Here is a 22163-nt window from a genome sequence, read left to right on the forward strand (position 1 = left end):
TCACTACAAACAGTTATTAATAGGTTCGTAGTGAGGACTTTAGTCCGCTCTTTCCTAAGGACTAAAGTCCTCACTACAAACAGTTATTAATAGGTTCGTAGTGAGGACTTTAGTCCGCTCTTTCCTAAGGACTAAAGTCCTCACTACAAACCTTTTTTATGCCTGTAAATCAACCTTCGGGATTTTGAATTCGCTCAACCAAATCATAAAAAGGTTGCCAATTATCCTCAAGAGCAATGGGTTCCCAAACAGCCTCAATTGTCGGTCTCAACAGCGATTGTTCGGGATTGTGCTTGCGCAATATCTCGGTCATCTTGTCCATATCATCCGCCGACAAACTTTGCAAAACGTGATAATAAAACTGGCGCCAAGGTGCTAGCAACTCGGCAGGTTCCGCCTCGCTAAAAATTTGATTGACATCATCTCGCCAAGTGCGATCGAACTGTCGGCGCAATTCCCAAAAGAAATCGTGATAATCAACTTGAGACTCCGCCAGCATCTTAATTGTCAGCTTCAAAAGCTCATCACCCTCACCCTCATGCAAATCCTCAAAGCCCAACCTATGCAGCATCAACTGGCGGTAAGCAGCATTATAATACTCACCAAACTTAGCCAAAGCAGCATCCATATCAGCTTGAGGAATAGCGGCTGCTAGCGGTTGCTGAAGCTTCTCCAAATTCCCGTGACAAATAAACGGTTGATTCCCGTAACAATAAAGACCGTAATAGTCAAAATAAGCCGCTGTAAATTTCTGGTCATAAGTTGGAATAAACGCAAAAGGCCCGTAATCAAAACTTTCACCAGTAATCGACATATTATCAGTATTCAGCACAGCGTGGCAAAAACCTGCCGCCATCCACTGAGCGACCAATTCAGCTACACGCTTGACTAAATCCGCATAAAAAAGTGCATACTTTTCCTCTGGTGAAACACCATAATTGCTAGATTCTAGATGAACCTCAGGATAATAACATTCAATTACAAAATCTAAAAGTTTTTTAATTAAGTCCGGGCGGCGGATATAATTTAGTCTTTCAAAAGTACCAAACCGGATGTGAGAGTGGCTAAAACGAACCATTACAGACGATCGCGTAGGAGAAGGTTCATCGCCCCGCCACAAAGCATCCCCAGTTTCAACTAAACTAAAACAGCGGGAAGTATTCACCCCCAATCGGTGCAAAGCTTCAGCAGCCAAAACTTCGCGAACTCCCCCTTTAAGAGTGAGTCTACCATCAGCGCTGCGCGAGTAGGGAGTGCGCCCAGAACCTTTAGTGCCGAAGTCGTAAAGTCTGCCATCAGTACCGCGAACTTGGCCGTACAAAAAGCCTCTACCGTCGCCTAAATTCGGGTTGTATTCGTTGAATTGATAGCCGTGATAGCGGAGTGCGAGAAAGGGACGCACGCAGTGAAATTTGCCGAATGCTTGAATGAAATCTTCGTCGGTTACTTCTGCGGGATCTAAACCCAAGGTGGGCAATAATTGGTCGTTGCGGAAGCGGAGGATGTGCTGGGGAAAATCGGCCGCCGGGACTTCATCGAAGTAGTCGCCGCCGAGGGATTCGAGGGCGGGCTCGTAGTTGAGGGAAAGCAAGGGATTGGACATTTATCTATTTTATGTTGAAATTGTTGAAATTGGCGATTATTGTAGGGTGCGTCAGTTGTAAAAATTTTAACGAGAGACAGATAATCTACGCCTGACGCACCCTACGGTTAGTTATTGTAGTTATTGTAGGGTGCGTCAGTTGTAAAAATTTTTAACGACAGACAGATAATCTACGCCTGAGGCACCCTACGGTTAGTTATTGTAGGGTGCGTCAGTTGTAAAATTTTTTAACGACAGACAGATAATCTTCGCCTGAGGCACCCTACGGACTAACTACTGACGCACCCTACGGACTCACTACTCGTGACCGATATGTGCGGGAATATCTGGGATGTCATTTGCTCCCCAATCTTCAGGATAAATGCTTTCAGCAACAAATCGATGGAAACTAGAATATTGCCAATCTTTGGGGGACTGGCATAAACCATGTTTGACTGGATTGTAATGAATATAATTGCAATGGTTAGCATAGTCTGTTTCATCTCTAATTAAATGTTCCCAAAATCTTCGCTGCCAAAGATTTCTTTCTTTCCGTTTTTGTCTAGATTGGCTAATTTCGGCTTTTATTCCTAATTTGTGAGCGCATTCATGGGTGACAAAGGTTTTAATGAATCGCCAACGAGTTGCATAATTATTATCACCTTCGGGTATTGTCCAAATACAATGTATGTGATTTGGCAATAAAACAATTGCATCAATTGAAAAAGGGTAAAGTTGCTGGACTCGGAGGAGGGATTTTCGTAAAGATTTGCGAGCAATATCGCGACACAACCAAGGAATTCTTTGATAAGTGACTTGGGTGAAAAAGTAGGTTGCTCCTGGTATGTTGGTTCTCCGGTAGTTCGACATAAGATTGAGTTAGTTATTGTAGTTATTGTAGGGTGCGTCAGGACTGAATCTTTTCTCACATTGCTGATTTTTTCGCCTGACGCACCCTACGGGCCTGTTAGTTATTGTAGGGTGCGTCAGGACTGAATCTTTTCTCACATTGCTGATTTTTTCGCCTGACGCACCCTACGGGCTTGTTAGTTATTGTCGGGTGCGTCAGGACTGAATCTTTTCTCACATTGCTGATTTTTTCGCCTGACGCACCCTACGGGCGTGTTAGTTATTGTCGGGTGCGTCAGGACTGAATGTTTTGACGACAGACAGATAATTTTCGGCTGACGCACTCTACAGTTGCTCTGGCTGGTATTTAAACTGCCACCAAAGTCGGTTCCAAAGTTGCCACTAATTTTAGATTGTACTCATCCTCAAAACACGGCTTTTTATAATCTAAACTCCACAGTTCCAAAGCGCAATCGTCCCCGGGATTGAGCGGGTGCAGCCGCAAGTGAAACTCTCGAACTTCCGGGCGGTGTTGGCATTTAAAATCAGTAATCGCGCCAATCTGCCGCCGATCCAAAGCCACAGCTAGCCGCAGAAAAGGATGCAATTTACTAACGACTTCTCGGTATTTTTTCTGGAGAATTACGAAATTATCGTGTTTCTTTTTAGGAGGATTTTTCCGGTGATAGCGAGCTATATTGGCAATTACTTCAATCTCAGTTTCAGTGTATCCCAATAATTCACCATTGCGAATTAAATAGTAAGAATGCTTGTGGTGTGCTGAATGACTGACGTACAAACCGCAGTTGTGTAGAATGGCCGCAGCCCACAGCAACTCGCGTTCTTCGCTGCCCCAATTGTGCAGAATGCCTTGAGTTTGGTCGAAGAAATTGAGTGCAAATTCTGCGATTCTTTCACTTTGTTCTAAATTGACTTGATATTTTTCAGCCATGTGCATAACGCTGCGCTGGCGGATTGAACCTTGATAGCGCAAGCGGTTTTCTATCAAACCGCGGCTCAGCATCCAGTCAACAATGACGCCTTCTCTCAAAGATCGATCGCACACCGTGAGCGATTCCATGTCTAATAGTATCATCGCTTCCTGCAAAATCAAAGCGCCCGCGAGAATAATTTCCGCCCGCTTGTCCGACATTCCCGGAATGGCCAGCCTTTCGGAGTAAGAAAGTTTGCGAAAGCGATTGACTAAATCGCGCAAATCCTTTAAACTTAATTGATATCCAGCCAGCGGACTGGGAACAGTTCCCAACTTTTCGCGAGCGTTAATTGTAGCCAGAGTTTCGATGGTTCCAGCAGTGCCGATCAAGCGCAGATCTTCGCCTATCTTGAATTGCGATCGCAATTCGTCGATCGGTCTTTCCAGCGAAATCCGAATATAAGCTTGCAAATAGGCAAACTCTTCGCGGCTAATCGGGTCAGTTTTGACAAATTCTCCTGTTAAGCGCACAGCACCAATTTTGGTACTCGTGAGACAGCGCGGTTCAGAACTATCTCCTAAAATTAACTCCGTAGAACCGCCACCAATATCAATAATCACCTGCGACTGATTGTTGAATTCCATTCCCGAAAGTACGCCGAGATAAATTCTCCGGGCTTCTTCTTGTCCGGAAATTAAGCTCACATTCAAGTCTAATTCGTCAGCAACTTGTTTGAGGAAATCCCGCCCGTTAGGCGCTTCTCGAACCGCACTCGTAGCTACAGCGATGACTTGTTCAGCATTAAAAGTTTTAGCAATATCTTGAAAACGGCGCAAAGTGGCGATCGCCCTTTCCATAACCTCTGACTTCAAACACCCTGTTTTAGGCTCACAGTCGCCCAACCGAACCGTATCTTTTTCTCTAGCAATAATCGCAAACGCAGGCAATTTCGGATCGATCCGCGCCACCACCATGTGAAACGAGTTAGTACCCATATCAATAGCAGCAATAATGCGATTTGACTCCGCAGCAGCAAGTGAATTAACCATTGGAGTGTATCGGGGTTGACAGATATTTATGATTATTTCACGAATCCAGTGAGGCGCGATCTTAAATTAGCCAAAATCGGGAAATCCTGAGTGGACACGACTCAATACGCTTGGGATCAGGCTGATCCCCCCTAGCCCCCCTTAAAAAGGGGGGAACTGGAAGCGTTCAAAGTCCCCCTTCTTAAGGGGGATTTAGGGGGATCTCCGGGCCCTAAAAATTGTTAACTGAACCGTATTGGGATAAGACTTTTACCTAGTTCAATTCCGGCAGAAGTACGCGCGGCGTAGCTATCCCGTAGGGAATCGCCAGCAGAGATATTAGGTGATTTTGCCTAAAATTTGATATTCTAGAGTTAAAAACCTAAAATCTAGAATTCAAATGCTGAAAGAGTCCGATCGCCCAACCGAATCCACATTGCTAACAGTCGCAAAGCTTTTGAGGTGGGACAAACCAGCAGGAAGGCTAATTTTAATGATACCAGCCCTGTGGGCGGTCTTTTTAGCAGCAGACGGGAGGCCGCCCGCAGCATTGGTGGGCGTGATTGTGTTGGGCACCCTAGCCACGAGTGCCGCGGGATGCGTGATTAACGACTTGTGGGATCGCGATATCGATCCAGAAGTAGAAAGAACGCGATCGCGCCCCCTAGCATCCCGCGCCCTCACCGTGCAAACTGGAATAGGAGTTGCCTTAATCTCCTTTGCTTGCGCGGCGATTCTCGCATTTTATCTCAATCCTTTAAGCTTTTGGCTGTGCGTTGGCGCCGTACCAGTAATTATCTGCTATCCGCTAGCAAAAAGATTTTTTCCCGTGCCGCAATTAGTATTATCAATAGCCTGGGGATTTGCCGTTTTAATTAGTTGGAGCGCCGCCGCCAACAAATTAGAATTAGCGACTTGGCTGTTATGGGGAGCCGTCGTATTGTGGACAATGGGATTTGATACAGTTTACGCGATGAGCGACAGAGAAGATGACCTGCGTTTAGGCGTAAATTCCAGCGCCATATTTTTCGGAGACAATGTAACTAACGCTGTGGGTTTTTTCTTTTTGGGTACCGTCGGTTTATTAGCAGCAACGGGAATCAATCTGCACTTACACATCGGTTTTTGGATAGCAATTTGTGCGGCGGCGGTTCTGTGGTTTGTGCAGTACAGTCAACTGCGGAAGGCGGATATTCCCAAGCCTATTTACGGTCAAATCTTTCGCCAAAATGTTTGGGTGGGGTTTGTGATATTAGCGGGGATGATTGTTGGTGAGATTTTTTGATTTTTTGTACAGGAATCACTCTTGCACATATATCTGTAGGGTGCGCAATGCGCACCTTACCGCTATAAGTAGCGTGTGAAACCACTTTTTGCGTCCAATAAAGACTGAAGAAGTCACGTATCTAACCACGCATTGAAAGAGCGATATTAGTAATTATCGTCAGGTGGAAAAACGCCAAATCTTAATAGTTCTGTCTCCGCTACCACTTACGAGAGTTTGTCCGTCAGGACTAAAGGCAAGGGAATAAACAGTGTTTGAATGTCCGAGAGTGTGTATCGGTTCTCCGGTAAATAAATCCCAAATTCTAATAGTGCGATCGGCACTACCGCTGGCGAGATATTTGCCATCAGGACTAAAGGCAACAGCATAAACATCATCCGTATGTCCTGTCAAGTTGCTTTTGAGTTCTCCATTGCTTAAACGCCACAGTTTAATCGGTTGCTTGGCACCACCGCTGGCGAGAGTTTGTCCGTCGGGACTGAAGGTGACAGCATAAACGATTTGGTCGCTAAAGAAAGAACGAGGCCAACCAATAGGGCCGTCACCAGGGCCGTTTAAATTGCGGATTTCTCTGCCTGTATGAAGATTCCAAAGCTTGATATTGCTGTCGAAACTTGCACTGGCAATTATATTGCCGTCGGGAGCGATCGCAACGTCGTGAACTGCCCAAACGTGACCTCTGAGTGTGTGTCGCAATTCTCCGGTTTCGAGGTTCCAGACTTTGACGGTACTGTCAGCGTGGTGTCCGCTGACTAAAGTTTTGCCATTGGGGCTTAGGGCGATCGACCATATAGAAAGAACCACCCAGTCATCGGCTTTCAGAGAGCGTTTCAATTGCCAGGTTTGAGTATCCCACAATTTAATAGTGCCGTCGGGATTGGCGCTGCTGCTAGCGAGAGTTTTTCCGTCGCTGCTGAAAGTAACACAAGTCACTCCACCAGAATGTTGGGTAAGATTTTCGAGGAGTTCTCCTGTTGCGAGGTTCCACACTTTAATCGTTTGATCCAGACTGCAACTAGCGAGAATTTGACCGTCGGGATGAATGGCGACTGATTTAATAATGTCTGAATGATCGGTGAGGGTATGTTCGGTTTTCCAAGTTTTTTGGGGGGAATTAATTTCAGCATTTTCACGATCTAAAGCTTGCTTTATTTCCGCTTGCAATGTCCGTGCTTTTGGATCTTTAGGATATCTTTCCAGGAAAATCTCTACATCAAATAAAGTTTCTTGTATCTCTTTTCCTGATTTGGCTAGTAAAAGTTTTTGTCTAATTTTAGCTAAATCTTCAACTTTTTTATCTTCCCAACTCGTTGGTTTCGACCAAACTAGAGAAGGTTCAGCGGGATTTTGACAAATAATTGGCATCCAAGCTGCACCTGGAAACTCATCTTCTAACCCTTCTGTCATCAACATGGTTCGTGCTTTACGGACAGCTTGGTATAAAGATTCTTCGTTATTATAAAAAGCTTTTAAAAAGTGTTTTAAAAATCGCTGTGCAACCCGATCTGGTACGGGTTCTCGCATAACAATCAGTTGCGGTATGTTTAATTTTGCCAAATCGTAAGCAAGTTGCAACCCATCACAGGAATTGAAAATCGCTAATTTTAACCCGCGTTCGATCGCATCTTTTAACCCTGGCTTTAAATTATCAATTGTTAGATACTCTTTAGGCGGAGTTGTTCTAGTATAAATTCGTCCCTTCTCATCCTCACTCGAACTGTGTCCCGCAAAAAACAGAATATCCCAGCTTTCGTATCCAAGGCGATCGCTAACAACTTGTCGCGTCGGTTCAGGGACAAATCTGACTTCTGCATCTTGAAAACCTTCTTCTAAGTTAGCGCGTTCTTCCTCTAGATTCAGTCCTTCACTATCGCCCAAAATTACTAGGATTCTCAGCTTAGTCTTGTCGCCGACTGGGGTGACTTTTTCAACTCGGTCAAAATTGGGCGGACTCAGGGCAATTTCTACTTTAGCTTGAGTCGAAGTAAATATACTCCATTCGTGCCAAGGCAGTTTGTTGAGCAAATCATCTTTTGCTTGAATAAAAAATCTAACTTCTTCTTGTTTGCCTTGACTATCTCCTAATTCTTGCAGAAGTCTATCGTTAAGTTGTCTAAATTGAACGCAATCGTATTGATTCAACCATAATTTGACACTTTTTATGAGCTTTTGATAACCTAAGCGACATTCTTCTTGCAGTTTGGCAATGTCATTCGTGCCACTCCGCTGTCCTAGTCTTTGTCTTTCAGAGTTGCGGAAAGTCAAACACCGACGCAAATATGAATAGTTCTTTTTTAAAGACTGATAAATTTCGCAAATATTTTCTGGACTTTGTGGAAGCTGAAAATCAATTCCTGTAGAAAATGGCTGATTTTCTTTGGCAATTTGCAGGGTGACATCAAACCCTTCATCAAAACTTCCCCGGTTTATTTTTAAGAAAATTCGTTTGGCCATAGCTGTTTTTTTTGCATTTGATTAATTAGTTAAAATTGAAAATCTTCGGTAATGCTGTCCTCACCTGAAGTCACTTGAAGGCTGAACTCTTCTCCGGGTGAAAAAAAGATTTCCTGTTTAAATCCATCTCTGTCTTCATTAACTATGATTTCGACGGGTTCGCCGGAGTCAAAGAAAACAGTAAGTTTCAGGTCTTCTGGTAAATCGGTTTGTTCTTCAATCGGATAGATTCCCAGAAATAGGCTTATTGTTTGCTCGTCTTGTTTCTCTAAATCGAGAATTAAAGCGAGAGTGCGATCGCCCAGTTGAATTCGTTGAGCTCGTTGAACGGTATTTGACCTGAAACTTTCTTGAAGTCTTCTTATGCCCAATATCTCAGTAAAGGTGAGCCATCCTGCCTCAATGGCTTCAATAAAGTTATTTTGGAACCATGTATCTAAGTTGACTGGTGGTTCTATTACATAATCTAGTCTGACATCCCTAACTTCCCTATTTAGTAATTGTGCTAACTCTCCAGTTATAAATCTATTTTGAATTTGCTCAAATCCTTCGGGAGAGGTTTCAAAAAATACTATCAAACTACCCTCTTGTATTCGATTTATTTGAATCGAAATATTGCCGGGAATTTTTTCTAGGATTCTGGTGATTTCAACAATGATATCTGGTGGCATTTTCTCGAAAACCACAGGATCGATCCACATCTTTGCACCGACTCTAATTTCTTGCCCTGTTAGCGGTGGATACCACTGATTAGGATCGACTATATCTGTAGGATGCAAATCTAATACTTTAGCAATTTTTTCAATAGCATCTCGCTGAACCGGATAGTTCCAATGCGGATGACTGAGCCTTTTAACTTGATCGACATTTACAGCCGCAACTTCTGCTAATTTTTCGTAAGAGTATCCTTTTTTAGTCCTTGTATCCTGAAGTATTTTGCATCCATTATCAGTGGCTAGTAATCCACGAAGTTTCTTGCGTTTTTGAGGCATAGGTTCAATAATTTGAGTGCTGTATTTTAGTCGAGTCTCAATGACAAAGATAGATGCAGATAAATGCAGATACATAAAAATGCAGATAGATGCAAATAAGCACTGTTATTTGCACTGAATAAATCTGGTGGTCACTCTTTTGTTTCAGTACATTGTGATTGGAGACAAAGAAGTTAGGCCTAACTCGGTTGTCCCTTGTTCAAACAATTGACTTGGAGACAAGAGTATGAATTGCAAAGTCTTGATTTCACCCCTCCTCATTTGCTCGATCGCGATCGGCAACATAACTCTGGTACTAGCAGCAGTTTCAGGCGCTTCAATCGCTCGGATAGCCCTTGGGTCAGCCATGAATAACATGATACCCGAAATCTGTACCGATCGAGATGGTAATGAATATCCGTGTCCCTGATTGCTACTAAAATCTCAAATAAGTGCGATCGCCCTTTCCCTACGATCGCACTTCAGTAAAATCCACCTAAAAAACAGAATTCCCCCATACCCGACTTCTCAAAGCAGTCGGGTATCTCACAGCGCGATCGCCTTTTACATTTAATTAGAGCCACCTAATTGCTTGAGACGCTGACGAGCCTTACCAATGTAAACATTTTCATCTGGCTCATCACACTTAGCATATTCCAGACAGTTTTTCCAAGCTTTCACAACTTCTGGATCATTCCCCAGATTTTCTTGCACTTGGGCCATGATCCCATAAGTTAAACCCCGATCGCTCCGTAGTTTAATAGCCTCTTGCAAATTGTCTAAAGCTTCTTCATAGCATCCTTGTTCCTTCCAAGCCCAAGCAAGGTAGGTTAACAACCCTGCTTTGACTCTTTTGTTATTCTCAACTTTCTCCGTTTCTACCAGCTTTAAACCTAGCCCGATTTTTTCAACTGATTTCCGCAAATCTTTATATTCAATGATATACAAACGGCCCAACTTGCAGTAAGCAGCAGCCAAACCTAAGAATGCTGCATCCTGATACAGTTCCATCGCCCGATCGACTTTTCCAGCTTCTTCGTGCATCAACGCCTGATTGTAGTAAGTCACTGCATTGTCAGGGTTGATTTTAATAGCCAGCTCGAATTGTTTTCTCGCTTCTATTAATTTCCCCGCTGTTTTTAAATTTAACCCTCGATTGTTAGCATCCTTCGCCGCCTCAACAAAAGTCATTTCTCTGGCTGGTGCTTTCGGGTGCGACCGCTTCTTGATTGCTTCTTCCATCGCCAGCTTGGATGTTTTTTTAGTAACTTTTTTCCCTTCTCCAATCACCTCTGATACTAAAGCCCATAAACCCTGAGCCAGCCTTCTCTCGACATAGTTAGGGCTATAGTTAGAAATGTCCATATCTGCATAATCTACATCCAGCCAGCTTAGACGAATAATCTGTTTCTGTGCAAAATCCAGCGACTTGCCTTTTTTTTCCAAAACCCACTCATTCAACAGGCTCAACATTTCTTCAACTTCCATTGCTTTCCCCAATTAATCTATTTTTTTGCTAATTATAAAATATTTTTTGTGACTTTTGTGATTTTTGTGACTTTTTCATAAAAGTTGTGAACTTTGTGTGTGAATTTTAGCATTGTTTTGATTAGGCGAATCCTAGAAAATATGTAGAAGTAACGAGCTGTACAAAACTAGGTGTAGGTTGATTTTATCAAATTTCCCCTACAACTGTTCAATATTTTTCACAGTTTAACATCTAATTCGTTTACTGAGAGGACTATTATGGAGCGCATAGATGAATTGAGGTTGAGACTGGAACAATATTCCGATCGCACTCCTAAAGACGAATTGTTATGTAAGCTAATTTTAGGAATTTGCTCGGAATCACTGGATAGTCCGCAGCGTCTAAAATTGCTCAATCGGTTATTACGGGAACTGCAACTATTACCAAAATTGTCAAAGGTTTCTCATCCCTATTATTTTGAAGCCCTGAATAAAACTTGGCAATGGTTAGACAATCACCTTCACGAGTTTAATCCCCGACGTTCTCCGATTCAAGCCAGTCTCATCACTTGGATTAATGGTCATCTCAGGTATCGAATTCAAGATTTATATCATACCAAAAATCAAAGAGAGATTTCCTTGGAAGATTTAGAACGTCGTGGATATTATATTCGCTGTTTGGGTGGTTTCGATGCTGAGATCGAACAGATTGAGAGACAAGAAAAAGCAGATTTAGCACTAGCGATCGCACAATATATCGATCGCGATCCAGAACAAAAACTTCGCAACTGCCATCCTCGAAACCGTCCCGACTGCAACTGTCAAATTATTGTGCAAAGATTGTTCTTGCAGGAGTCGCCAGAAAAAATGACCGCGATCGCCCGACAGTTGAATATCAAGACACAGACTATTCACTCTTTTTGGAAAAGGACGGGATTCTCCAAAGTGCAAGCCATCGCCCGACAAATTGCTCAAAAAAACTCCGATCAGACAGTAGATTGCTGATTGTCTGTTGTGGCGATCGCCCGACAAAAGGATTAAAGGGCGATCGCTTCCATCCTGTGTCATCCCCAAAAACTCAAACGAATCATCGCATAAAATCTGAAATTCTTGATAAATATAGCTTTCAGCATCATTATCCCTCCCCTGCATCCCCTAAAAACGGGAATTTTGCCAAGGACTTGTAAAGTTTTGTTACAAACGGCATAAAAAATCCGGGCCACCTCTGATAGGTAAATAGCAGACGAAAATCAAGCGAATTTAACGGAATCGTTAAACTCGCCTGCTGTTGTACTGTGGCGCGGCAATTGCTTTGCTGTGCAGGCTAATTTCCAGAAAAAATTATCAATCCAGGTGTATCATGTCTACTACTTCTATCGGCAATCTCAACGACAACTATTTCTCGATCGACTTTGCGGGCAAAACTGACCCCATCGATACCTATCGCTTCAATCGACTAAATACAGGAAGTTTCCGCGTCACCGCTGAAGGTTTCAGTTCCGTTGTCGGGATGCAACTGCTTGACAGTGACGGAAAAGTTGTCAAAGACATTGCCACCAACGGCACAAATTCCGGTACATTTAGCATCGATAATTTGGGTGCAACAAATTATGCACTCAAAATTTCTGCACCTTCGCGCGATACCAACTATCAAGTTAGTTTAACACCCGATGGCAAAGTTGACCCGCTGACAGGTTTAGGCGTTGACTCCGGCTTTTTCGCTACAGATTCAACCGGACAAGTTGGCTTTGACTGGTTGCACGACGGCGGCAACTATCAAGGTGAAGTTGCCATTTTCAGCGTGCAGGGCATGGAGAAATTTACCCCCGGTTCTGAAGAATTTATCAAAGAAGCGGCAAGACGAGCTCTGAGCAATTCTAACTTCGGTCACGTAGTCATTTCTGATTCTACCGAAGGCGCAAATCCCCTATTTAACGGCGGTTTAGGAGAGGCAAACTATAACCAGGGCGCCTACAGCGGGCCGAAAACATTTGCGATGAAACCGGGCGAGGCTTTTGCTGTGATGCTGGTGCCCAACGGTACTGTGCAAGATGTCTTTAATAATCCCAATGTTGGCGGCGACAAACGCCCGCTGCTGTCGTTATCTAGCACTAATCCAGATGATGCTTGGCTGTACGGTCAAATAGCTGATGTTACTGGCACCGGCAAGGCTTTTGCGATGGAAGATCAGCGGGTTGATACGGGTTCTGATAAAGATTACAACGATTTAGTTTTTAAGTTGACCGGTGCGACGGGTAAGGCAGTGTCGATCGACAAAGTGATCGATAAGAACAAAGATTGGACTAAACTCGATGGCGGCAAGAAATTGATCGAGTATGTCACTCCAACACCGCCTGTAGCCACAACGCCACCTGTTGCGACAACACCGCCAGTTAATCCGAAACCGCCTGCTGTAGTACCGCCTGTAGCCACAACGCCACCAGTTGCGATCGCACCGCCTGCTGTAGTACCGCCTGTAGCGACAACACCGCCTGCTTTAGTACCGCCTGTAGCGACAACGCCACCTGTAGCGACAACACCGCCTGCTGTAGTACCGCCTGTAGCGACAACGCCACCTGTAGCGACAACACCGCCTGCTGTAGTACCGCCTGTAGCCACAACACCGCCTGCTGTAGTACCGCCTGTAGCCACAACACCGCCTGCTGTACCGGCAGTTGACCCGAAACCTGCTGTAGTACCGCCTGTAGCGACAACACCGGAAGTTGACCCGAAACCTGCTTTAATGCCTGTAGCGACAATACCGGAAGTTGAGCCGCAACCTGCTGTAATGCCTGTAGCAACAATACCGGAAGTTGAGCCGCAACCTGCTGTAATGCCTGTAGCAACAATACCGGAAGTTGAGCCGCAACCTGCTGTAATGCCTGTAGCAACAATACCGGAAGTTGAGCCGCAACCTGCTGTAATGCCTGTAGCGACAACACCGACAGTTGACCCGAAACCTGCTGTAGTACCGCCTGTAAGAGTAAAACCTCCGATCGCCCCACCAACTCCTTCACAACCGCCTGCGATCGACCAACAACCGCCTGTAATTGAACAACCGATCGAAACTGACCCGCCTGTTGAAACTATTGTGCAGCCAGCGGTCGATCGCACTTTTGTTGGCATCATCGATACTGGATTTGCTGCCAAGAATCCCGATTTCGATTACTCTAAAGTGACGATGGGGCGCGATCGCATCGACAAAGACAGCAATCCGTTGTTAAATGCTGGAGAAGGGAACGAACACGGCACATTTAGCTGGGGTTTAGTAAGCGCAATTCAAGGTAATGACATCGGGATTGATGGCTATAACGATCAAGCGAATGTTTACCTAAGTCGGGCGATTGGTTCTGGGGAATGGGATTTAGCTTTAACTGATTTTGTAACTGAAGCGAAAGGACAAAAAAAGAAGAATGCGATCGCCCTGCTTCCCCTCGATTTAACTCAAAAGAATGCTGACGGTAGCATTACTACTCGCTACGAGTTTACAGCGCGAGAACGTGCAGCATTGGAAAATGCGCGTCAAAATGGAGTGCTGTTAGTTGTAGCGGCGGGTAATGATGGCGGTGTGATGTCGGTTTTGGGTCAATCTTCCCAGGAGTTTGACAATATTATCACGGTTGGTTCGTCTGATGGTTTTGGGCGATCGGATTATTCCAGCTACGGCTACGGTTTGGATATTTTAGTGCCCGGAGGTTCGATCGACAATCCTACATTATCTACGGTTGGTGATGATGTCGGTCAAATGGCGGGAACTTCTGCGTCGGCGGCGATTGCGGCTGGTATGGCGTCTAAGGTTTGGGATAGCAATCCGGCTTTGAGTAGTCGCCAGATTATTGACATTTTGACTGGAAGTGCGATCGATTTAAAGGAGCCCGGATGGGATCAAGAAACGGGTTTTGGGGTGGTGAATTTCAATAAAGCTGTGCAAGTGGCGAAGGAAACAGCACCGCAAGCTTATATTCCTGCACTTTTCTCGAATCCTACAACTTGGGGTTTGGAGGGACAAGTTACGCCATTAGAAAGGGCGACGGCTGATCAGTTCAATGGCAAATCCTATGATTGGGTGTCTTACACTATTCAGGATGGAGATAATTTAAGCACAATTGCGCTCAATACAATGGGCGATGGTTCTCAAGATGCTTACAACTTCATTGCTCAACACAACCGTATTCCCAATCCCGATTTGATTCTTGCGGGGGCTGTAATTGAAGTTCCCAAAGAGGCATCTGCACCTGTTGACAATCCAGGCCCAGGCACAACCGATCCAGGCCCAGGCACAACCGATCCAGGCCCAGGCACAAGTGATCCAGGCTCAGGCACAAGTGATCCAGGCTCAGGCACAAGTGATCCAGGCCCCGTCATCACCGATCCAGGTACTGTCATCACCGATCCAGGCCCCGGCATCAGCAATCCAGGCCCAACGCAGCCATCTAATTCAATTAATCTCAACGGTCACACGGTTGGTGGCAATTTCTACCCAGTTTTCCAGAATTATCAAGGGACTTTGGGCAATCCCATTTCTGATGTCACCAACTATAATGGTGCAAGTTATCAGAAATTTGAGAATGGGTCGATCGTCAGCAGCCAGTATGGAACCTTCCCGCTTTACGGTGGTATCCGTCAGACATTCTTAAATAACGGTGGATTGGAGGGCTGGTTAGGTGAGCCAAAAAGTGGCGAAAAAGGTCTGGGAAATGGAAATATCATTCAATATTTTGAGGATGGTTACATTTACTGGAATGGTAGTAAGGCAACTGCTTATCGCTACGGGACAACACTACCTAAGACACCGACTAATATTGGCAGTCAGCTAGGTGTAACAATGCCTAATTTCAATCTACCTGCTTATCGTGAAAATAACATTTTTTGGCAGTCGGGATACGCACCGGCATCGACTCATCCATCCTCTACCAATTTAGGCAGTGCTCTGGGTAACTGCACTTGGTATGTCAACGGTCGTTTACAGCAGTTAGGGTACAGTACAACAGCTTTAAATAAGCTGTCTGGAAATGCCTATGATTGGGACAATCAAGCTGCTGCGGCTGGCATTTCTATGTCTAATACCCCTCAACTTGGTGACATTGCCCAGTGGGAAAGTGGTCATGTTGCGGTAGTTGAAAAGGTTAATCCTGGTGGAACAATTCTGATTTCAGAGTCGAGTTATACTCCTAATAGTGGCAGTGCTGCTGATTACTTGTACAAGACTGAAACTATTTCTGCATCGTCTCCCGATCGATTTATCCGTCTGCCTTCGAGTGCTTCGGGAAATGTAGGAAATGAGAGTTTATTTAATTCATCGACTTCTGGTAACTCATCCGGGTTCAAGTTTGAGCCTCTTAATCCTCAGCAGTCCCCTAATAATGATTCTCAGGTTCCCATTCTTAATTATTGGCGTTTTGACAAAACCATAGAGTATATGTACTCTGAGATGAAAAGTAATCCTTTGAAGTTTGTACAGTATCAAGCTAACTTGCCTCTACCTTCATTGATACTGTGGAATAATTTAGTAAGTGATGGTCAGGCTTGGGATCATAAACCAAAATTGGAGAAAATGCTGAATTTAGCGGGGCCAGATGGTAAGCGTGGAAATCCAGGAACACCTGAAGCCAAAGATGATGATTTTTACTTTCCTATTCGGGGTGACTCAGAGCATGAATACTTTTACGACATCTGGTCTAATATTCATTACGGCTATGTGGGCAGTGCAGTAGGTTTTGACCGCAACACTCTTCAATTAGGCTCTTTTGTCAATGATCTGTCGAAGTTTAGAAATCCTTTTGACCTCAGTAGTGATGAAGCAAGCATAGATATAGGCATTGACCTATGGAAAATATATAAGCTTGACTTAACTACTGATCAACTACGCGATGCTATACTTGCAAAAAAAGAGCTACTTGACAAAACAGAGCACCTAATAAATGCAGTGTAAATTGGCATTGCTATGTTCATACAAGTATTTCAGGAGAATAATCGCTTTTTCTAAGGACAATTCAGAAAGGTAATCGCTCGTTATACGGTCAAAAAAGCGATCGCCCTTTTGGAATTATCCGAAAGGATCTAGCCTTTTATTTGAGACCAAAGAGCAATCGCCCTCAACTAACTCTCACCAACAATAAAAGCGATCGCCCTTTTGGAACTATCCGCAAAGGGCGATCAACCTTTCTCTCTGAATAGCGCTCGCCCTCGCTCTAACTCTCACCAAGAATAAAAGCGATCGCCCTTTTGGAACTATCCGAAAGGGCGCTCTCCTTTTATTTGAGACGAAAGTGCGATCGCCCGACGCTAACTCTCACCAACAACAAAAGCGAGTTCCCTTTTGGAACTATCCGCAAAGGGCGATCGCCCTTCCGTTTTTGCATTCAACAAACAAAAAATTGCCGATTCAGCCAATTATTGCTAGAATAGTCACAAAAAATTATTCTTATTAATCAATGAACGACATCTCTATCTGCTTGCCAGAAGACTTACTCACATACATCAATCAAAAAGTGCAAAACCCCAGCGCTTTGATAGAATCACTTTTGCAACAATGGCGAAAACAGCAAGAAAACCAAGCTTTAGCAGAAGCTTGCCAGCTAGTTGACGAACTCGATTTAGGATGGGATGAAGAATGGCAAACTCAAGCGATTACCGACTGGGAAGTATCTGGATAGCTAGATTCGATCCGTCAGTCGGAACAGAAATACGCAAAACGCGACCGGCATTAGTGATTTCTGGTACGCTGTTTAACGAGCGCCGCAGCAAAGTGACGGTTTTGCCATTTACCTCAGCTCGTCCTCACGATCCTCGGATTTCTGCTGCTGTGATATTTGTACCAACATCCCCACAAAATGGTTTAAACGCAGACAGTTTGCTAGTCTGTGTCGATCCAATGACTTTCGACAAAACGAGATTAGTACAACAACTCGGTCAACTCGAATCAGAACTTCTTTCCCAAGCTCAAGAGATTTTGCAGCGCTATCTAGAATTATAGCGATCGCCCTCAACTAACTCTCACCAATAATGAAAGCGATCGCCCTTTTGGAACTATCCGAAAGGGCGATCGCCCGTTATACAATCAATCATGGCGATCGAGCACAATCTCTTCCATGCACAGCCAATGAATCCAGCCGCACAGCAACTTCCCGATCAGACAGGAAAAACACTGTCAGAAGTCATCATCATACTGGCAAGTTACGGCTTTCAATTTCAAACGAGCACAAAAGGCAGCTATCAAAGCTTTGAACACCCAGATGGCAGTATCATTCATATTAGACCAAATGGTGAAATAGTGCGTACAGGGCCAAAGATACGCGGGACGGATAGCAAAACCTACCGTCGCAGATACAATCGAGAAGGAAATCAAATAAAATTTGAACCAGGGGCTAACACACATAGTACCGGAGAAATGGTGATTCTATGACAACGGCGATCGCACTCAACCTCAAAACCTTTTTAGAAGACTTAAAAAGTGCAGATTTAGTAGGGGTTTCACTCCGCCCCCAAAATCTGGGATTGCGTTTAGACTTCACCTTTGGCCCAGAAATGGGAGATGTGGCGATCGAGTTCGATCGCATTCTTCACCTAGTAATTTCTCGCCCCATCAATTCCGATGATGAACATTACTGTTTTTGGGTTGGAGAAGTCCAACTCAGAAAGCTTGAAGAAAATGCTGAAACTTTCTTGTCTTCTTTGTCATATCCCTTCAATTTTCCTCCTAATTTAGATTTAGCTTCTTTGAGCCATTTTCGGTTAGAAGGGGATATTTTTATTGAAATAATTTGCGAATATTATAAAATTTTTCAGGAATTGAAAAATTAATTCCTGTTTTTTAACATTTCTGAATCAAAAGAACTATCTTCTTTTCTCTCCCAGATTCAGATTCAACTATCCCAGAGAACAATGACTCAGACTCTCAACATCCAACACTTACCACCAGAAGCTATTCATTCGCTGATGACCCATTTGCCTGATGATGTGAAAGTCGCTCTGATGGAAAAAGCTACGCAGCTAGAATGCTCTCTCGAAGCAGCGATCGAAATGGCGATCGCTAGTTTTCTAGACTCAGAAGCTTTCAGCTTTGAAGATTGCCTATTATCGCAACGTCTTCAGGAATCAGAACTGGTAGAATCTCCGCAAAGGAAATAGGAGGCGAGATCCCTTTTGCAACTATCCGAAAATGGATCTCGCTTATTGACTAATTGCAGAGAATAAATAATTGACTAAGTAAATTACCTTTAGCGTAAAATCTATAGCATACATCTCACACACGTAAACATGGCAAAACTGCCCATAGAAATTGCCGAAACCATCTGGAACCTAAAACGGCAATTATTGGATATTATCGATGATGCTACAGAAGCCGAATATACTCTCTTTGAACAATTCGGAGAAACCGACAGAACAATCGACTATTTAGAGCAGCTAAAAAGCGTAGCACAGCAAGCAGATGAGCGATTTTCCCAGTTTTCACGCTTTGCAACGACGCTTAGCTAATGCACAACCAACAGCAGCTTCTGATATGCTAAGATTAGTCACAGAAGTAATTACTTATACCCAAGCCAGACTTCCCGCATGGGAACGCAGCATTGAAGAAATTAAGATTGAGTGGAGATTATCATGAACGAACCAGGATATGTACCGCCTCCAGATGTCGATCGACGACTCCTCGCCAACTTACGTCGCAGTCGCTTGGAAATGGAAGAATTAGGTTGGAAATTAGAAGAAGTTATTGCCAAATTAGACGAAGAGAATCGACAAGTTCAACAAAAACGGTTACAAACACTTCTCAACAGTCAGTAGTTATTATATGTTGAGAACCTTAATAAAGGCGATCGCTTTTTATTTGCAATGAATTCGCGATCGCGTTTTTTGGGATAATTAAAAGGGAGTTAGCTTAATTATTACCTATAATTCTGATTGACCTATCCCTGAGATATTAGACATCCAAATATTGAAGCCTTCCAGTTTTTTGGATAATCAGTTTCTTCTCAATTATCGTAAAATTATAACTCGTCATATTCCGCATCCTCTGGGTTATCCCAAATTTTAGCAAAAGCTGCTTCCGAGAGTTTAGTCGCACTATAAGTTAAAAGACTATCTTCACTTCTAGTTAAAAGGAAGTCGAGGAAATCTTCTAATACCGTAATTTTATCCGGCGGTAAGCTACGGATTTTTTCTATAAGCTTGGTTTCGGAACTTTTAGCGATACTCATTTTCTTTAACCCAATACAGTTCAGTTAAGCCCGATCCCCCCTAACCCCCCTTAAGAAAGGGGGGGACAAGAAAGCTCTCAAAGTCCCCCTTCTTAAGGGGGATTTAGGGGGATCTTCGGGTAATAAACAGTGTTAACTTAACCGTATTGTTCTTTAACCTGTTTATTGAAAAAACAACATACATTCTTCTAAACCAGATATTCACCTCAAACTATGAAAAAAATCATCATTGGCATCATGGGCCCCGGCGACAGTGCCACATCAACCGACTTAGAAAACGCCTATCAACTCGGACAACTCATCGCCGAAGCCGGATGGATATTGCTAACTGGCGGCAGAAATGTGGGCGTGATGGATGCCGCCAACAAAGGTGCAAAATCTGCTAACGGTTTAACAATCGGTATCCTTCCGGGGAGTGACACTCGCGACATTTCCGAAGCTGTAGATATTGCCATTGTCACCGATATGGGAAACGCCAGAAATAACATTAACATTCTTTCTTCGGATGTCATAATTGCCTGCGGTATGGGCGCGGGTACTGCTTCGGAAATTGCCCTCGCCCTTAAAGCTCACAAGCAAGTTATTTTGTTAAATCATAGCCCTGAAAGTCAACTTTTCTTTAAAAATTTAGCACAATTTAACATCTTTGTGGTAAACAATGCTGTAGAGGCTATGAATCAAGCTCGCAAAATTCTAGTAAATCCCAGATGAAATCCCAGATGAGACTAAGCAAATTCAACTTTTGTGCGATCGCAATTTTCCTAACTTTGGGCATTTTCGGCAGTACCAAAGCAGACGGAGGAATTGCACAGTTCAGTTTCAGCAACCAATCCACTCAAACTTTAGCACAAACCCTCCCTCCTCCTCCCCCTCCTTCTCCTGCCAAATTACCTGTTATCGAACAAGAAGGCCCGCCGATTACTAGCGAATCAGTGCCGGATCAAATAGCTTTAGCCACCCATTTGCAGCGCATCCAAGCTAGAATGTTCGGTGCTTACTGGTGTCCTCACTGTCACACCCAACAAGAACTTTTCGGCGAACCAGCATTTACCGCGATTACTTACATTGAGTGCGATCCCAGAGGTAAAGATGCTAAACCAGATTTGTGCAAAGCAGCCAATATTAAAGCTTATCCCACTTGGGAAATTCGCGGTAAATATTACACCGGTAGGCTATCTTTGGAAAAAATTGCTATCTTATCCGGTTATAAAGGCAATAGCAATTTTCAGCCACAAGTTCCCTCTCCTTAAATATATCTAAATTAGTTTGCGATCGCACTCGCCCACTAAGAAACCGGGTTTTTGAACCGAGATTGACGGTTTTGGGCAAAAATTTTGGTTAAAAACCCGGTTTCAGGCCACCCGTGCGTCTAGGAGTATAAATGTAAGGCGCAGAAGCACCTAAATTTATGACTTTTATGAAGCGAACTTCTGAATAATATGAATTGACATCACAGCGAGCTGGTTATTAAATTGTAATTAGGCGGACATACAGATGTGAATTTCAGACTAGCAGTTATTCAGGAGACTGAAGCAATGCAGTTACAAATTAGGAAAAAACAAATAATCTTAGTCAGTTTGGTATGCTTTTCGGCAATGGCATTTCCCGTAACTAGCCAAGCTGTAACAGCACAAAATTTTTTACAAAATCCGACTGCAAACAGTCAATCTCAAAACACCCTGCCTTTGGCTCCAACAGTACCAGATCGAGGAGCAAAACCGTCACCAATACCTGCTCAATCGTCAGTTACTAGCAATAGTATCTCCACAAATATGGCGTTAATATTTTTGGGAATATTTAGCTTGGTTGGGTTATTGATAGTCTTGATGATTTTATTTGCGATCTTTAGTATATTTCGCAGGTTATTTTCTGGGAAATCTCCTTCCCGCTCCCCCTCCCGCCGCTCTTCTAATTATAGTAACAGGAATTACAGCAGAGTTAGCAGCAATTACAGCGGTGGCGGCGATTGCAGCATTAGTAGTGGCGATGACAGCGGTGGCGCCGATTACAGTAATATGAGCAGCAGCGATTACAGCATTAGTAGTGGTGATGACAGCGGTGGTGGCGATTACAGCATTAGTAGTGGCGATTACAGTAGCAGCAGCGATTACAGCATTAGTAGTGGCGATGACAGCGGTGGCGCCGATTACAGTAGTATGAGCAGCAGTGATTACAGCATTAGTAGTGGCGATTACAGTAGTATGAGCAGCAGTGATTACAGTAGCAGCAGCAGCGATTACAGTAGCAGCAGCAGCGACTCCGGGGGGGGCGGCGGCGGTGGAGATTACTGATAGTTGTAAGCTGCTCTTCAGCGCACCCTATTTGATAGTGAATTCGGTCATTTTTTATCGAAATTGCACAATAAGATTGGTTTCTAGTGAGGACTTTAGTCCTC

21 protein-coding genes are annotated in these 22163 nt (G+C 43.8%); 14 read left to right on the forward strand and 7 right to left on the reverse strand.

What is annotated here, in order from left to right:
• Positions 1 to 169: 169 nt before the first annotated feature.
• The 3 genes from QUB64_RS21930 to QUB64_RS21940 form a co-directional block, all read right to left on the reverse strand.
• Positions 170 to 1603 (reverse strand): protein adenylyltransferase SelO, encoded by a 1434-nt coding sequence (locus QUB64_RS21930; protein WP_333275468.1) that lies wholly within the window; start codon positions 1601 to 1603, stop codon positions 170 to 172.
• 297 nt (positions 1604 to 1900) lie between these two features.
• The gene (locus QUB64_RS21935; protein ID WP_333275470.1) at positions 1901 to 2452 is read right to left on the reverse strand and encodes an REP-associated tyrosine transposase; all 552 of its coding nucleotides are present in this window, start codon (positions 2450 to 2452) and stop codon (positions 1901 to 1903) included.
• Positions 2453 to 2798: 346 nt separating this feature from the next.
• A complete protein-coding gene (locus QUB64_RS21940) occupies positions 2799 to 4415 on the reverse strand; it encodes a Ppx/GppA phosphatase family protein (RefSeq protein WP_333275472.1) in 1617 nt (538 codons plus the stop codon).
• Between the two features lie 379 nt (positions 4416 to 4794).
• Between QUB64_RS21940 and QUB64_RS21945 the strand changes: the two genes are divergently transcribed.
• Complete coding sequence (locus QUB64_RS21945; RefSeq protein WP_333275474.1) at positions 4795 to 5679, forward strand: 4-hydroxybenzoate solanesyltransferase; 885 nt, start codon at positions 4795 to 4797, stop codon at positions 5677 to 5679.
• Between the two features lie 159 nt (positions 5680 to 5838).
• Here the strand turns inward: QUB64_RS21945 and QUB64_RS21950 are convergent, their stop codons facing one another.
• Positions 5839 to 8133 carry a CHAT domain-containing protein gene (locus QUB64_RS21950; protein ID WP_333275476.1) on the reverse strand — a complete coding sequence of 765 codons (2295 nt, stop codon included), beginning with the start codon at positions 8131 to 8133 and terminating at the stop codon, positions 5839 to 5841.
• Between the two features lie 29 nt (positions 8134 to 8162).
• Positions 8163 to 9200 (reverse strand): DUF1822 family protein, encoded by a 1038-nt coding sequence (locus tag QUB64_RS21955; RefSeq protein ID WP_333275478.1) that lies wholly within the window; start codon positions 9198 to 9200, stop codon positions 8163 to 8165.
• 151 nt (positions 9201 to 9351) lie between these two features.
• On the opposite strand from QUB64_RS21955, the gene QUB64_RS21960 reads away from it, so the two are divergent.
• The gene (locus QUB64_RS21960) at positions 9352 to 9534 is read left to right on the forward strand and encodes a hypothetical protein (RefSeq protein WP_333275480.1); all 183 of its coding nucleotides are present in this window, start codon (positions 9352 to 9354) and stop codon (positions 9532 to 9534) included.
• A gap of 140 nt (positions 9535 to 9674) precedes the next feature.
• Here the strand turns inward: QUB64_RS21960 and QUB64_RS21965 are convergent, their stop codons facing one another.
• Entirely contained in the window at positions 9675 to 10592 is a 918-nt protein-coding gene (locus QUB64_RS21965) for a tetratricopeptide repeat protein (RefSeq protein WP_333275482.1), read from the reverse strand.
• A 258-nt stretch (positions 10593 to 10850) separates the two neighbouring features.
• Between QUB64_RS21965 and QUB64_RS21970 the strand changes: the two genes are divergently transcribed.
• The 9 genes from QUB64_RS21970 to QUB64_RS22010 all read left to right on the forward strand — a co-directional run bounded on the left by QUB64_RS21970 (position 10851) and on the right by QUB64_RS22010 (position 19355).
• On the forward strand, positions 10851 to 11576 hold the full coding sequence (locus QUB64_RS21970; protein ID WP_333275484.1) for a hypothetical protein: 726 nt from the start codon (positions 10851 to 10853) through the stop codon (positions 11574 to 11576).
• Between the two features lie 355 nt (positions 11577 to 11931).
• Positions 11932 to 16503 carry a S8 family serine peptidase gene (locus QUB64_RS21975; RefSeq protein ID WP_333394194.1) on the forward strand — a complete coding sequence of 1524 codons (4572 nt, stop codon included), beginning with the start codon at positions 11932 to 11934 and terminating at the stop codon, positions 16501 to 16503.
• Positions 16504 to 17005: 502 nt separating this feature from the next.
• Complete coding sequence (locus QUB64_RS21980; RefSeq protein WP_333275491.1) at positions 17006 to 17227, forward strand: hypothetical protein; 222 nt, start codon at positions 17006 to 17008, stop codon at positions 17225 to 17227.
• Positions 17185 to 17547 (forward strand): type II toxin-antitoxin system PemK/MazF family toxin, encoded by a 363-nt coding sequence (locus QUB64_RS21985; protein WP_333275493.1) that lies wholly within the window; start codon positions 17185 to 17187, stop codon positions 17545 to 17547. The genes QUB64_RS21980 and QUB64_RS21985 overlap by 43 nt, the downstream gene beginning before the upstream one ends.
• A 126-nt stretch (positions 17548 to 17673) precedes the next feature.
• On the forward strand, positions 17674 to 17976 hold the full coding sequence (locus QUB64_RS21990; protein WP_333275495.1) for a PASTA domain-containing protein: 303 nt from the start codon (positions 17674 to 17676) through the stop codon (positions 17974 to 17976).
• Positions 17973 to 18374, forward strand: coding sequence for a hypothetical protein (locus QUB64_RS21995; protein ID WP_333275497.1), 402 nt, complete (start codon positions 17973 to 17975; stop codon positions 18372 to 18374). Before QUB64_RS21990 ends, QUB64_RS21995 begins: the two co-directional genes overlap by 4 nt.
• An 81-nt stretch (positions 18375 to 18455) precedes the next feature.
• Positions 18456 to 18701 (forward strand): hypothetical protein, encoded by a 246-nt coding sequence (locus QUB64_RS22000; protein WP_333275499.1) that lies wholly within the window; start codon positions 18456 to 18458, stop codon positions 18699 to 18701.
• Between the two features lie 129 nt (positions 18702 to 18830).
• The gene (locus QUB64_RS22005) at positions 18831 to 19049 is read left to right on the forward strand and encodes a hypothetical protein (protein WP_333275501.1); all 219 of its coding nucleotides are present in this window, start codon (positions 18831 to 18833) and stop codon (positions 19047 to 19049) included.
• Positions 19050 to 19172: 123 nt separating this feature from the next.
• Positions 19173 to 19355 carry a hypothetical protein gene (locus QUB64_RS22010; RefSeq protein WP_333275503.1) on the forward strand — a complete coding sequence of 61 codons (183 nt, stop codon included), beginning with the start codon at positions 19173 to 19175 and terminating at the stop codon, positions 19353 to 19355.
• A 203-nt stretch (positions 19356 to 19558) separates the two neighbouring features.
• Here the strand turns inward: QUB64_RS22010 and QUB64_RS22015 are convergent, their stop codons facing one another.
• Positions 19559 to 19768 (reverse strand): toxin-antitoxin system, antitoxin component, Xre family protein, encoded by a 210-nt coding sequence (locus QUB64_RS22015; protein WP_333275505.1) that lies wholly within the window; start codon positions 19766 to 19768, stop codon positions 19559 to 19561.
• A gap of 213 nt (positions 19769 to 19981) precedes the next feature.
• Between QUB64_RS22015 and QUB64_RS22020 the strand changes: the two genes are divergently transcribed.
• The 3 genes from QUB64_RS22020 to QUB64_RS22030 all read left to right on the forward strand — a co-directional run bounded on the left by QUB64_RS22020 (position 19982) and on the right by QUB64_RS22030 (position 22059).
• Entirely contained in the window at positions 19982 to 20479 is a 498-nt protein-coding gene (locus tag QUB64_RS22020; protein WP_333275507.1) for a TIGR00725 family protein, read from the forward strand.
• A gap of 8 nt (positions 20480 to 20487) precedes the next feature.
• Positions 20488 to 21018 carry a hypothetical protein gene (locus QUB64_RS22025; RefSeq protein WP_333275509.1) on the forward strand — a complete coding sequence of 177 codons (531 nt, stop codon included), beginning with the start codon at positions 20488 to 20490 and terminating at the stop codon, positions 21016 to 21018.
• Between the two features lie 246 nt (positions 21019 to 21264).
• On the forward strand, positions 21265 to 22059 hold the full coding sequence (locus QUB64_RS22030; protein ID WP_333275511.1) for a hypothetical protein: 795 nt from the start codon (positions 21265 to 21267) through the stop codon (positions 22057 to 22059).
• Positions 22060 to 22163 lie beyond the last annotated feature (104 nt).

This window comes from Microcoleus sp. Aus8_D2, from assembly GCF_036702665.1.
Classification (GTDB): Bacteria; Cyanobacteriota; Cyanobacteriia; order Cyanobacteriales; family Microcoleaceae; genus Microcoleus.

Excerpts from the sequence above, each read along its gene's own strand:
- QUB64_RS21970 (WP_333275484.1), top strand. The coding sequence starts at position 10,851 with ATGGAGCGCATAGATGAATTGAGGTTGAGACTGGAACAATATTCCGAT.
- QUB64_RS22005 (WP_333275501.1), top strand. The coding sequence starts at position 18,831 with ATGGCAAAACTGCCCATAGAAATTGCCGAAACCATCTGGAACCTAAAA.
- QUB64_RS21985 (WP_333275493.1), top strand. The coding sequence starts at position 17,185 with ATGGCAAACTCAAGCGATTACCGACTGGGAAGTATCTGGATAGCTAGA.
- QUB64_RS21965 (WP_333275482.1), bottom strand. The coding sequence starts at position 10,592 with ATGGAAGTTGAAGAAATGTTGAGCCTGTTGAATGAGTGGGTTTTGGAA.
- QUB64_RS21980 (WP_333275491.1), top strand. The coding sequence starts at position 17,006 with ATGAACGACATCTCTATCTGCTTGCCAGAAGACTTACTCACATACATC.
- QUB64_RS21940 (WP_333275472.1), bottom strand. The coding sequence starts at position 4,415 with ATGGTTAATTCACTTGCTGCTGCGGAGTCAAATCGCATTATTGCTGCT.
- QUB64_RS21945 (WP_333275474.1), top strand. The coding sequence starts at position 4,795 with ATGCTGAAAGAGTCCGATCGCCCAACCGAATCCACATTGCTAACAGTC.
- QUB64_RS22020 (WP_333275507.1), top strand. The coding sequence starts at position 19,982 with ATGAAAAAAATCATCATTGGCATCATGGGCCCCGGCGACAGTGCCACA.
- QUB64_RS22025 (WP_333275509.1), top strand. The coding sequence starts at position 20,488 with ATGAGACTAAGCAAATTCAACTTTTGTGCGATCGCAATTTTCCTAACT.
- QUB64_RS21955 (WP_333275478.1), bottom strand. The coding sequence starts at position 9,200 with ATGTATCTGCATTTATCTGCATCTATCTTTGTCATTGAGACTCGACTA.
- QUB64_RS21950 (WP_333275476.1), bottom strand. The coding sequence starts at position 8,133 with ATGGCCAAACGAATTTTCTTAAAAATAAACCGGGGAAGTTTTGATGAA.
- QUB64_RS22010 (WP_333275503.1), top strand. The coding sequence starts at position 19,173 with ATGAACGAACCAGGATATGTACCGCCTCCAGATGTCGATCGACGACTC.
- QUB64_RS22015 (WP_333275505.1), bottom strand. The coding sequence starts at position 19,768 with ATGAGTATCGCTAAAAGTTCCGAAACCAAGCTTATAGAAAAAATCCGT.
- QUB64_RS22000 (WP_333275499.1), top strand. The coding sequence starts at position 18,456 with ATGACTCAGACTCTCAACATCCAACACTTACCACCAGAAGCTATTCAT.
- QUB64_RS21990 (WP_333275495.1), top strand. The coding sequence starts at position 17,674 with ATGAATCCAGCCGCACAGCAACTTCCCGATCAGACAGGAAAAACACTG.
- QUB64_RS21995 (WP_333275497.1), top strand. The coding sequence starts at position 17,973 with ATGACAACGGCGATCGCACTCAACCTCAAAACCTTTTTAGAAGACTTA.
- QUB64_RS21930 (WP_333275468.1), bottom strand. The coding sequence starts at position 1,603 with ATGTCCAATCCCTTGCTTTCCCTCAACTACGAGCCCGCCCTCGAATCC.
- QUB64_RS21975 (WP_333394194.1), top strand. The coding sequence starts at position 11,932 with ATGTCTACTACTTCTATCGGCAATCTCAACGACAACTATTTCTCGATC.
- QUB64_RS21935 (WP_333275470.1), bottom strand. The coding sequence starts at position 2,452 with ATGTCGAACTACCGGAGAACCAACATACCAGGAGCAACCTACTTTTTC.
- QUB64_RS21960 (WP_333275480.1), top strand. The coding sequence starts at position 9,352 with ATGAATTGCAAAGTCTTGATTTCACCCCTCCTCATTTGCTCGATCGCG.